We start from the raw sequence: 12,313 nt of genomic DNA, 5'->3' as shown, positions 1-12,313 counted from the left end.
ACACATAGTGAACTATTCAAACCCTTGTCTCTGTCCTATTGACAAGGGTTTCGTTCATATAACATTGTTATTCTTCAATGTTCGGAATTGAAGTGAAATCCGAAGTAGTACTTAGGTGCTCACGATCTTAGATGTGCACCGCTCCGTCCCTACACTTTGCTTTCCGCGGGGGGCTAGTGAGCCTCCTCGCGCTATCGCGCGAGGCCACTGAAAAAGTCTTTGTCTGTTAAAAATGAAGTTTTTTCAAAAACACTATCCCAAAATCTTGCTACTTTTCTATAGAAAAGTGGAGAAACCAGTTCGATTTACTTCTGATTTTTAGGCGGAAAGTGGGGATGGATTTTTTTGGTATTCACTCTTTTCAAAATTTATCGGACTTTTTCAGTGGCCTACTATCGCGCTGTGGGGTCTCACTTACGCCGCTAGTCCCGCAGGAGTCAAAGTGTAGGGACTACGCTTCATAAAGGGTGTAACAGTACCCTAAGCTGTGGAAAAATACGCCACTCCAGCGGGAAAGGAACAGTCTGAAGACCCCGCAGTGAGCGCTCTTTGCGAGGGAGGAGGCTGAAGCGTTCCCCGCGGAAAGGGCGTATTTTTCCACAGCGACGTTGTAGCACACCACTAATTACTACGACGGAGTTTAGCTAATATCAGTCATAAACAACAACAACCCAAAATAGAAAGTGTGAATGCAATGGTTTCATCGGTATACATTCATATTCCCTTCTGTCAGCAAATTTGTCACTACTGCGACTTTACCAAGTTTTTTTATCGTGAAGAAATGGCAGATGAGTATATGGAAGCACTAGAAAACGAAATAGCATCTTATATTGATCACCCAAAGCAAAAGGTGAAAACTATTTTTGTAGGTGGAGGAACACCAACTGCAATAAATAATCAACAACTGAAACAATTGCTCGAGATTATTGACACTTATTTTGATGTTAGTAGCTGTGAAGAATATTGTTTTGAGGCAAACCCAGGAGATTTGGATGAAACAAAAATAAAGCTACTAAAGGATTATGGAGTTTCACGAATCTCTATGGGTGTACAAGTGTTTGATAATCAGATGTTGGAGGAATTAGGCAGGCTCCACCGGATTGAAGATGTTTATAAAAACGTAGATGCACTTGTCCAACATGGCTTAACTAACATTAGTATTGATTTAATCTATGCTTTGCCTAAACAAACCTTGTCACATTTTGAACGAACCCTGAAAGAAGCGTTACAGTTCGATTTGCCACATTATTCGGCCTATTCTTTGCAAATCGAACCAAAGACTGTTTTTTATCAACGTTATAAAATGGGGCAACTACACAAGCCGCAAGAAGAAGAGGAAGCAGCAATGTTTGAGCTTCTCAGAGAGCAAATGAACAAACATGGGAAACAACAATATGAGATTAGCAATTTCGCTGTTCCAGGGTTTGAAAGCAAACACAATCTAACGTACTGGAATAATGACTATTATTTTGGATTTGGTGCAGGTGCACATGGCTACCTGCCAGGTAAGCGGATTGTAAACCTACGACCTTTTCCAGCTTATGTGAAACAAGCAATGAAAGATGGCCGTCCTGTCCTTCATATCGAAGAAATTGGTAAAAAAGAACAGATGGAAGAAGAGATGTTCTTAGGATTACGTAAATTACAGGGCGTTTCAAAAACGACATTTCAACAAAAATTCGGTCTTGAGATGGAAAATATTTACGGAGAAGCAATTACTTTCTTGACTCAAAAAGGGTGGCTAGAGGAAACTACTGACAGAATTAAACTGACAGAAGAGGGATCGTTATTTGGAAATTCGGTCTTTCAAGAATTTTTATTAGATGACGAAGAGTTGAAGCTAACGGATTGACATTTTTAATTGGTTTTGATAATTTAATTAGTAGATTTAGCACTCGATAGATAAGAGTGCTAACAGGGGTGATTATCGATGGTGTTATCTAGTAGGCAATTGCTCGTTTTACAAGTAATTATTGATGAGTTTATTGAGACTGCACAACCGATAGGATCTCGTGCAATCTCAAAAAAAGAACATGTATCCTTTAGTTCTGCAACGATTCGTAATGAGATGGCTGACCTAGAAGAATTGGGCTTGATTGAAAAAACCCATTCTTCATCAGGTAGGGTTCCATCTGAACAGGGATATCGTTTTTATGTCGATCATTTGTTATCACCATTTGACCTTTCTAATAATGAGTTAAGTATTATTAAAGGCACATTCGAAAAAGAAATGGTCGAGTTTGAGCGAGTCGTTCAAAAATCGGCAAAGGTATTGTCTGATTTAACGAATTATACTTCTATCATTTTAGGACCAGAAGTATTTGAAACTAAATTAAGACAGATTCAGATTATCAACTTAACTGATACTACTGCAGTTGCAATTTTAGTTACGAATACTGGTCATGTGGAACATCGTTCTTTCACTGTACCTGCTCAAATAAATGCCAGCGATTTAGAAAAAGTCGTAAATATATTAAATGAACGACTCGTCAATGTGCCTATTGTCCAACTTCACGAGAAACTGTACACGGAAATTGCTGATTTGTTAACTACCTATACTGAAGATTTTGATACGGCGTATCATTATCTCAGGGCAGCCTTATTCGAGGAACAACCGGTTAAGTTATATGTTGGAGGTAAAACCAATATTTTAATGCAACCTGAATTTAAAGATATCGAGAAGGTTCGCTCTTTGTATGCGATGATGGAGCATGAAGAGGAGATGGCACATCTTTTACGTTCTTATAAACATGGCATACATGTATCAATTGGGCAGGAAAACAAATTGGATGCAATGCATGATTGTAGCATCATAACAGCAACCTACAGCCTAGGTACTAGGCAAATGGGTACTATTGCTTTACTTGGGCCAACTAGAATGGAATACTCACGTGTGATATCACTCTTAAATGTAATTTCAAAGCAATTAACGAATACCTTCCATTCGTGGTATTAATTGTGTTTTTTCGGAAATAATTGACAATGTAAAATTCTTTATTTTGTCTAGTAGGAAACAGAACAGAACGCAGTCAATTTCATAATTAACTATATCTATTTGTTCCACATATAGTTTGGAATAGTTTAATTCAACTTTATGGGATGTGAATGTCTAAAAAACAGCAAAGTGAAATTGATTAAACTGTAAAAGAAAATAAATCAAATTGATTTATTTCCTTTTAATTTCATGATAGACTCTACAATGGTTTGAAGGAATTTTGAGGAGGTGACAATCGTGGAGGAAAAAGAAAATCTACACAAAACAGAAGCAGCAGAAAATGATCAAGCTCAAGATATCGTAGAAGAGCCTGAACAAGAGCTTGTAGATGAAGTTGAACAAGATGATGAAGAAATTACAAGCGAACCAACAGAGTTAGAACTATTACAACAAGAAAAAGATGAAATCTATCAACGATTGTTAAGAATACAAGCAGAATACGATAATTTCCGCAAACGAACGCAACGAGAAAAAGAGGCGGATCGTAAATATAAGTCACAGAGCTTAATTACCGAGCTACTGCCTGTGTTAGATAACTTCGAAAGAGCATTAAGTGTAGAAGTTAAAGAAGATAGTTTAAATGGTTTCATTGAAGGGATAAACATGGTTTATCGTCAATTTTCCGATGCCTTAACAAAAGAAGGTGTGGAGGAAATAAAAACTGAAGGTGAAACGTTTGATCCTCATCTACACCAAGCTGTCATGATGGTGGAAGAAGAAGGCTATGATTCTAATGTAGTTGTTGAGGAATTGCAAAAAGGGTACCAATTAAAAGACCGGGTTATTCGTCCGGCAATGGTAAAAGTAAACGGATAGAATACATAGTAAATAAGGAGGAAACGAAGTCATGGGTAAAATTATAGGTATTGATTTAGGTACAACAAACTCATGTGTAGCTGTAATGGAAGGTGGAGAATCAAAAGTTATTCCTAATCCAGAGGGTAACCGTACGACTCCTTCTGTGGTTGCATTTAAAAATGGGGAGCGACAAGTTGGGGAGGTAGCGAAGCGTCAAGCGATCACTAACCCAAATACAATTCAATCGATCAAACGACATATGGGGACAGATTATAAAGTAGAAGTTGATGGCAAAGAATATACACCACAAGAAATTTCAGCAATTATTCTTCAGTACATCAAATCATATGCAGAGGATTATCTAGGTGAACCAGTGGATAAAGCAGTTATTACAGTTCCTGCTTATTTCAATGATGCGGAACGCCAAGCGACAAAAGACGCTGGTAAAATTGCTGGTTTAGAAGTTGAACGTATTATTAACGAACCAACAGCTGCTGCTCTTGCTTATGGTATTGATAAAGAAAACGTCGATCAAACAATTCTTGTTTATGACCTAGGTGGCGGTACATTTGATGTATCCATCTTAGATATTGGTGATGGTACGTTTGAAGTTGTTGCTACAGCTGGGGATAACCGCCTTGGTGGTGACGATTTTGACCATGTTATCATTGATCATATGGTTGCTGAATTTAAAAAAGAAAATGGTATTGATTTATCTAAAGACAAAATGGCATTACAGCGTTTAAAAGATGCTGCTGAAAAAGCTAAAAAAGATCTTTCAGGAGTAACACAAACGCAAATCTCTCTACCATTTATTACAGCAGGAGAAGCTGGTCCATTACACTTAGAAATGAACTTAACTCGTGCGAAGTTTGATGAATTATCTAGTGATCTTGTTGAACGCACTATGGGTCCTACTCGTACTGCTCTTAAAGATGCTAGCATGTCTCCAAGTGAAATTGATAAAGTAATTCTTGTTGGTGGTTCTACGCGTATACCAGCTGTTCAAGAAGCGATTAAAAAAGAAATTGGTAAAGATCCTTCTAAAGGTGTTAACCCTGATGAAGTGGTTGCACTTGGTGCAGCAATCCAAGCTGGTGTGTTACAAGGTGACGTGAAAGACGTTGTACTTCTTGATGTTACACCGTTATCACTTGGTATTGAAACAATGGGTAGCGTAACGACTAAATTAATTGAACGTAATACGACAATACCAACAAGTCATTCACAAGTGTTCTCTACAGCTGCAGATAATCAAACTGCCGTTGATATCCACGTCCTGCAAGGTGAGCGTGAGATGGCAGCTGATAATAAAACGATGGGACGTTTCCAATTAACGGATATCCCACCAGCACCACGTGGAGTACCTCAAATTGAAGTATCATTTGATATCGATGCTAACGGTATCGTAAACGTACGTGCGAAAGATTTAGGTACAAACAAAGAGCAGTCGATTACAATTAAATCTTCTTCTGGTCTATCTGACGAAGAAGTAGAAAAAATGGTAAGAGACGCCGAAGAAAATGCTGAAGAAGATAAAAAGCGTCGTGAAGAAATCGACCTTCGTAATGAAGCGGATCAAATGATTTTTACAACAGATAAGACGTTGAAAGATCTTGGTGACAAGGTTTCTGATGAAGAAAAGCAAAAAGCAGAAGCTGCGAAAGAAGAACTTCAAAAAGCAATAGAAGCTGGTGACATTGATGAAATTAAAGCGAAGAAAGAAGCACTTGAAGAGCAAGTTCAAGCACTTTCTGTAAAGCTTTATGAGCAAGCAGCAGCAGAAGCACAAGCAGCGCAAGGTGGAGCTGAAGGTGCTAATCAAGAAGGCGATGATGTAGTAGACGCCGACTATGAAGAGGTAGACGACAACGATAAGAAATAATATGCAACTACCATGACAAGTGTATACAGCCTATCGATAGGTCTGGTATTACTTTGTTGTAAGATGCAAATTTATATGTAGCTTTAACATCAAAAGTCAAAGTCAGGATCCTCTTGACTTTGACTTTTTTCTCTACTTGCCTGCTTTATGGCAGTAGAAGAAGAATTTAGCACGTTCATAATACTTATTTTAGCCATTTTCATCTCTACATAGTTGGAGTAATCCGTATATCGGGATGCAATAGCGATGCAAGGTAATCATGAGATAGGCTTAGTTGCTAAAAAAACGGATTCAATGTTATGATAAAATTTATGTCTGTGCAAAACAAGAGTCGGGGAGTGATCGACAAGTGAGTAAACGGGATTATTATGATGTTCTTGGTGTATCCAAAGAGTCATCAAAAGACGAAATTAAAAAGTCGTATCGAAAATTGGCACGAAAGTTTCATCCAGATGTTAATAAAGAAGCAGATGCTGCTGATAAATTTAAAGAAGTCAAAGAAGCATATGAAGTGTTAAGTAACGAACAAAAACGTGCGCAATATGATCAATTCGGTCATGCAGGTCCACAAAGTCAAGGCTTCGGCGGTTTTGGTGGTGGAGCAGAAGATTTTGGTGGCTTTGGCGATATCTTTGATATGTTCTTCGGTGGTGGAGGAAGACGCAGAGATCCGAATGCACCTAGACAAGGTGCTGACCTGCAGTACACGATGACAATGGATTTTGAGGAAGCTATTTTTGGTAAAGAAACGGATATTGAAATACCGAAAGAAGAAGAATGTGATACGTGTGACGGTTCTGGTGCAAAGCCGGGTACAAAACCGAAGACGTGTTCCCACTGTAATGGTTCTGGACAGTTGAATGTTGAACAAAATACACCATTTGGACGTGTTGTAAATAGACGTGTATGTCATCATTGTCAAGGTTCAGGAAAAATCATCGAAGACAAATGTAACACGTGTGGTGGAGCAGGTGCTGTGAAAAAACGCAAAAAAATTCACATTCAAATTCCAGCGGGTATTGATGAAGGTCAACAAATCCGTGTATCTGGGCAAGGTGAGCCAGGGGCAAACGGAGGCCCTGCGGGGGATTTGTATGTGGTAATTCAAATTCGACCACATGAATTTTATCAACGTGATGGCGACCATATCTATTGTGAAATGCCGCTTACCTTCACACAAGCTTCTTTAGGCGATGAAGTTGAAATTCCAACTGTACATGGAAGAGTAAAGTTAAAAATTCCAGCAGGTACGCAAACAGGAAAAACGTTCCGTCTCAAAGGTAAAGGAGCACCAAATGTCCGGGGTTACGGTCATGGAGATCAACATGTGAAGATTAGAGTAGTAACGCCTTCTAATTTAACTGATCGTCAAAAAGATCTGTTACGCGAATTTAATGATATTAGCGGTAATAAACCTACCAATGAACATGAAGACTCTTTTTTCCAAAAAGTGAAACGCGCTTTTAAAGGGGAATAGCAATAGCCTGTTCATCTCTATATGGTAAACTTTAAAATCCAATGAAATGAGTTGATCTTTTGAAGTGGTCTGAAATTTGTATCCATACCACCAATGAGGCGATTGAGCCAATTTCAAACATTTTACACGAAGCAGGAGCAAGTGGTGTCGTAATTGAGGATCCGAGTGATCTAATTCAGGAACGAGAGTCTGTATTCGGTGAAATCTATGAATTAAATCCGGAGGACTATCCTGAAGAAGGTGTTTATGTAAAGGCGTATCTTGCGATGAACAGTTTCTTGGGAGAAACAGTAGACGAAATCAAGCAGGCTGTTAACAATCTCTTGTTATATGATATCGATTTAGGTAGTAATCAAATTACACTAAGTGAAGTAAATGAAGAAGAGTGGGCAACTGCTTGGAAAAAGTACTATAAACCTGTGAAGATATCGGAGAAATTTACAATTACGCCAACTTGGGAAGATTATACGCCTGTTTCAAGTGATGAAATTATTTTAGAACTTGACCCTGGTATGGCTTTTGGTACTGGTACACACCCTACAACGGTGCTAAGCATCCAAGCTCTAGAACGGTTCGTATCCAAAGGTGATATGGTTATTGATGTAGGATCTGGTTCTGGTGTGTTAAGTATTGCTTCGATTTTATTAGGAGCAGAACAGGTCTTTGCATATGACTTAGATGACGTGGCTGTCAAAACAACGACCATAAACGCAAAGATCAATAAGGTCGATAGTAAGATTCAATCGAAACAAAATAATTTACTCAACAATGTTGATTTTGAAGCTGATCTGATTGTTTCGAATATTTTAGCGGAGATTATTCTGCGCTTTGAAAAGGACGCGTTTCGCTGTTTAAAACCTGGGGGATTGTTTATTACTTCTGGGATTATTAAAGCAAAAAAAGATCAAGTAAAAGATGGACTTATTTCAGCTGGATTTGAAATTTTGGAAGTCAATCAAATGGAAGACTGGATCTCGATTATCGCAAGGAAAAAGTAAAGGAGCAGGTGCTTTCGGTGCAACGTTATTTTGTTCCACAGACAGGTTGGCAGGACGATTCGAAAGTTATTATTTCAGGCAGTGATGTACACCATATCCTTCGTGTAATGCGCATGGAGACAGGTGATACACTAATTTGCAATCATCCAGACGGAAAAGCTGCACGCTGTAACATAATAGATACAGAAAATGAGCAAGTTACAGTGACCGTGCAGCAATGGTTACATGAACAGGTTGAATTACCAGTTCATGTAACCATTGCTCAAGGTCTTCCCAAAGGAGATAAATTAGAGTATATTTTACAAAAGGGGACCGAGCTTGGCGCATCGGCTTTTTTGCCATTTCAAGCAAAACGTTCGATTGTTAAATGGGACGAAAAGAAAGCTGCTAAAAAGCTAGATCGCTACGAAAGAATAGTGAAAGAAGCTAGTGAGCAGTCACACCGCACACTTATTCCAGAAGTAAAATCGATAAGTTCATTTCCTGCTTTACTAGAGCAGGCTGATGCATATGATTATAAAATAATTGCCTACGAAGAAGAAGCTCGTTCAGCGCACGCCCGTAAGCTGAGTGATATACTAGGTGACATTAGTCTTAATCAGTCGATGCTTGCTTGTATTGGACCTGAGGGTGGTTTTGACGCGGAAGAGGTTGAAGCACTAACAAACGCTGGTTTTCTATCCGTGCGTCTTGGTCCTAGAATACTTCGGACAGAGACTGCATCGCTTTATTTATTATCTAGTATTTCGTATCATTTTGAAGAATTGAGGTGACGAATATGCCTACTGTCGCTTTTCATACATTAGGTTGTAAAGTAAACCATTACGAAACAGAAGGTATCTGGCAGAAGTTTAAGAATGCTGGCTATGAGCGAGTAGATTTTGATCATGGCTCAGATGTTTATGTAATTAATACGTGCACGGTGACGAACACAGGTGACAAAAAGAGTCGTCAAGTGATACGTCGTGCCGTCCGTAATAATCCAGAAGCAGTTGTTTGCGTTACTGGTTGTTATGCACAAACGTCTCCAGGTGAGATTATGGAAATACCTGGTGTCGATGTTGTTGTCGGAACACAAGATCGTGGCAAGATGATTGAGTACATTGAAGATCATAAAGTTACGCGTCAACCGATTAACGGTGTGAAGAATATTATGAAAAACCGTGAGTTTGAGGAAATGGATGTACCTGCGTTTACAGATCGGACGCGGGCTTCTTTGAAAATCCAAGAAGGTTGCAATAATTTCTGCACGTTTTGTATTATTCCATGGTCACGTGGTTTATTGCGTTCCAGAGATCCTGAGAATGTTGTGCAGCAAGCGCAACAGCTTGTTGATGCCGGGTATAAAGAAATTGTGTTAACAGGCATTCACACTGCAGGCTACGGAGAAGATTTAAAAGATTATAATTTTGCTCGTTTATTACGCGATTTAGAAACGAAAGTCGATGGCTTAAAAAGGATTCGTATTTCTTCAATTGAAGCGAGTCAAATTACTGATGAAGTAATCGAAGTACTGGATCAATCGAATAAGATTGTGCGTCATTTGCATATCCCACTTCAATCGGGTTCCGATTCTGTGTTAGAGCGTATGCGAAGAAAATATTCTTCTGCTTTTTATAAAGAAAAAGTGGACAAAGTGAAAAAAGCGTTGCCTCGTCTAGCAATTACATCAGATGTAATTGTCGGATTCCCAGGTGAGACAGACGAGGAATTTGAGGAAACGTACCGTTTTATCCAAGAAATTGGATTCTCGGAATTACATGTGTTTCCATTCTCTAGACGAACTGGTACACCGGCAGCTCGCATGCAGGACCAAGTAGAAGACGATATAAAAAATGATCGAGTGCACCAATTAATCGAACTTTCAAACCAACAAGCAAAAGAATATGCATCAACCTTTGAAGGCGAAGTACTGGAAGTGATTCCTGAAGAACGCTTTGAAAAAGAAGAAAATGTCTATGTTGGTTACACGGATAATTATTTAAAAGTAAAATTAGACGCAACCGAAGATATGGTAGGAAAAATCGTTCGTGTCAAAATTACGAAAGCAGGATACCCATATAACGAAGCACAGTTTGTTCGAGTGATGGAAGAGCCGAATCAAACCGAAACTGTGCGTATGTCCTCTTAAACCCAGCGAATGCTGGGTTTTTTGGTCTAAGGGCAGTTTTGTGACGCGAAATCGAGAGCGAGAGGGATTTTTGCGTCGCAAGTGCGGCAAAGCGACGCGAAATCGAGAGCGAGAGGGATTTTTGCGTCGCAAACGCGGCTAAGCGACACGAAATTGAGAGCGAGAGGGATTTTTGCGTCGCAAACGTGGCTAAACGACGCGAAATCGAGCGTGAGAGGAATTTTTGCGTCGCAAGGGCGGCAAAGCGACACGAAATTGAGAGCGAGAGGAATTTTTGCGTCGCAAGTGCGGCAAAGCGACGCGAAATCGAGAGCGAGAGGAATTTTTGCGTCGCAAGTGCGGCAAAGCGACACGAAATTGAGAGCGAGAGGAATTTTTGCGTCGCAAGTGCGGCTAAGCGACGCGAAATCGAGAGTGAGAGGAATTTTTGCGTCGCAAGTGCGGCTAAGCGACACGAAATTGAGAGCGAGAGGAATTTTTGCGTCGCAAACGTGGCTAAACGACGCGAAATCGAGCGTAAGAGGAATTTTTGCGTCGTAAGGGCGGCAAAGCGACGCGAAATCGAGAGTGAGAGGAATTTTTGCGTCGCAAACGTGGCTAAGCGACACGAAACCGAGGGTGCAAGGAATTTTTGCGTCGCAAACGCAGCTAAGCAACGCGAAATACAGGTGTGGAAATGTTACTACCATGTATTAAGAAAAAAATTTTGCGTCTGATTTATAGCAAACTGGAAAAGCAGTAGGCAAACATGCTATTATGGGGTACGAGAACAAACGGAAGGGAACGACATACATATGGCAAAACATTTAGCAAAATATATTGACCATACACAATTAAAACCAGATACAACGAAAGAAAAAATTGACCAGATCGTAGATGAAGCGATGGAGCATGGATTTGCTTCAGTCTGTGTAAATCCATATTGGGTTGCATATTGTGCCGATCGCCTCAAGGGGTCAGACGTTAAAGTGTGCACAGTTATTGGCTTTCCATTGGGTGCAACTACTTCAGAAGTGAAAGCTTTTGAAACAGAGCAGGCAATCAAAAATGGTGCGACCGAGGTTGATATGGTTATTAATGTTGGTGCATTAAAATCAAATGATTACGATACGGTGGAAAAAGATATTAAAGCCGTAACGGATGCTGCAAAAGGCAAGGCACTAACAAAAGTAATCATCGAAACATCATTATTAACACAGGAAGAAAAAGTGAAAGCATGTCAGCTTGCTAAGCAAGCAGGAACAGACTATGTTAAAACGTCAACTGGTTTTTCTGGTGGTGGCGCTACGATAGAAGATATAAAATTAATGCGTGAGACTGTTGGACCTGACCTAGGTGTGAAGGCTTCTGGTGGTGTCCGTGATCTTCAAGCTACCGAAGACATGATAGCAGCTGGCGCAACTCGTATCGGAGCAAGTGCAGGCGTAGAAATCGTATCTGGGAAACAAGGTACATCTGATTATTAAATCGTAATGTATGCCGGGCATTTGCCCGGTTTTTTATTTGCATAGGAAATTACACTAGCGTTGCATAAAATATAAATAGTTATGTCAAACATCAAGTTTTCGTGCTCAATATATTTTACTGAATTTTCAGATATAATATTTTTCATTTTTAAGAAAAAAGGACAATAGGGCTTTAAAAGTAGTCCTTCATCCATTTTTTTACAGTTATTTAATTGATTGGATCGTAAGTCAGATCATTCAAATGAGAAACATGCCCTGTTTCATATTGCGCTAAGGTTTCTTCAAAGATACGTTGGTGAGAGAGTTTTCGGCGACCATCGGATGATCGATCTGGTTCCTTGATTAATTCTGAAATAAAGATTTCAAGTTTCTTGGACCAGCAGTCACCAATCCAGTTCATCATTTCCAGTAATGTGCCTCTATATCCTAATTTATGCTTCATTAAAAGCGTTAAGCAGAAGACAATCATTGCAATGTAAATCTGGTTGAATACAGCATTTTGGCTTTTACCATACAGCTTTTTCAAGACCAAATGTTGCTTTACCCATTTGAAAAACAATTCA

General features: G+C 39.4%; 9 protein-coding genes and 1 pseudogene. 9 read left to right on the top strand and 1 reads right to left on the bottom strand.

Annotated features, from left to right (window positions below):
• Positions 1-694 precede the first annotated feature (694 nt).
• The 9 genes from hemW to deoC all read left to right on the top strand — a co-directional run bounded on the left by hemW (position 695) and on the right by deoC (position 11,750).
• Positions 695-1,852 carry a radical SAM family heme chaperone HemW gene (gene hemW, locus ACI6MV_RS06775; RefSeq protein ID WP_407269495.1) on the top strand — a complete coding sequence of 386 codons (1,158 nt, stop codon included), beginning with the start codon at positions 695-697 and terminating at the stop codon, positions 1,850-1,852.
• An 81-nt stretch (positions 1,853-1,933) separates the two neighbouring features.
• Positions 1,934-2,956: a heat-inducible transcriptional repressor HrcA gene (gene hrcA, locus ACI6MV_RS06770; RefSeq protein WP_407269611.1), complete on the top strand. Its 1,023-nt coding sequence runs from the start codon at positions 1,934-1,936 to the stop codon at positions 2,954-2,956.
• 276 nt (positions 2,957-3,232) lie between these two features.
• Positions 3,233-3,811 carry a nucleotide exchange factor GrpE gene (gene grpE, locus ACI6MV_RS06765; protein ID WP_407269494.1) on the top strand — a complete coding sequence of 193 codons (579 nt, stop codon included), beginning with the start codon at positions 3,233-3,235 and terminating at the stop codon, positions 3,809-3,811.
• A 31-nt stretch (positions 3,812-3,842) separates the two neighbouring features.
• Positions 3,843-5,678, top strand: coding sequence for a molecular chaperone DnaK (dnaK, locus tag ACI6MV_RS06760; protein WP_407269493.1), 1,836 nt, complete (start codon positions 3,843-3,845; stop codon positions 5,676-5,678).
• 349 nt (positions 5,679-6,027) lie between these two features.
• Positions 6,028-7,155, top strand: coding sequence for a molecular chaperone DnaJ (dnaJ, locus tag ACI6MV_RS06755; RefSeq protein ID WP_407269492.1), 1,128 nt, complete (start codon positions 6,028-6,030; stop codon positions 7,153-7,155).
• A gap of 59 nt (positions 7,156-7,214) precedes the next feature.
• Positions 7,215-8,153: a 50S ribosomal protein L11 methyltransferase gene (gene prmA / locus ACI6MV_RS06750; protein WP_407269491.1), complete on the top strand. Its 939-nt coding sequence runs from the start codon at positions 7,215-7,217 to the stop codon at positions 8,151-8,153.
• 17 nt (positions 8,154-8,170) lie between these two features.
• Positions 8,171-8,926: a 16S rRNA (uracil(1498)-N(3))-methyltransferase gene (locus ACI6MV_RS06745; protein ID WP_407269490.1), complete on the top strand. Its 756-nt coding sequence runs from the start codon at positions 8,171-8,173 to the stop codon at positions 8,924-8,926.
• Positions 8,927-8,931: 5 nt separating this feature from the next.
• Complete coding sequence (mtaB, locus tag ACI6MV_RS06740; RefSeq protein ID WP_407269489.1) at positions 8,932-10,284, top strand: tRNA (N(6)-L-threonylcarbamoyladenosine(37)-C(2))-methylthiotransferase MtaB; 1,353 nt, start codon at positions 8,932-8,934, stop codon at positions 10,282-10,284.
• A gap of 794 nt (positions 10,285-11,078) precedes the next feature.
• On the top strand, positions 11,079-11,750 hold the full coding sequence (deoC, locus tag ACI6MV_RS06735; protein WP_407269488.1) for a deoxyribose-phosphate aldolase: 672 nt from the start codon (positions 11,079-11,081) through the stop codon (positions 11,748-11,750).
• A 208-nt stretch (positions 11,751-11,958) separates the two neighbouring features.
• Here the strand turns inward: deoC and ACI6MV_RS06730 are convergent.
• A pseudogene (locus tag ACI6MV_RS06730) lies at positions 11,959-12,313 on the bottom strand (IS4 family transposase); the annotation flags it as partial.

This window comes from Radiobacillus sp. PE A8.2, from assembly GCF_045635475.1.
Lineage (GTDB): Bacteria > Bacillota > Bacilli > Bacillales > Amphibacillaceae > JBJGXI01.
This window is presented reverse-complemented; position numbering and strand designations above follow the sequence as displayed.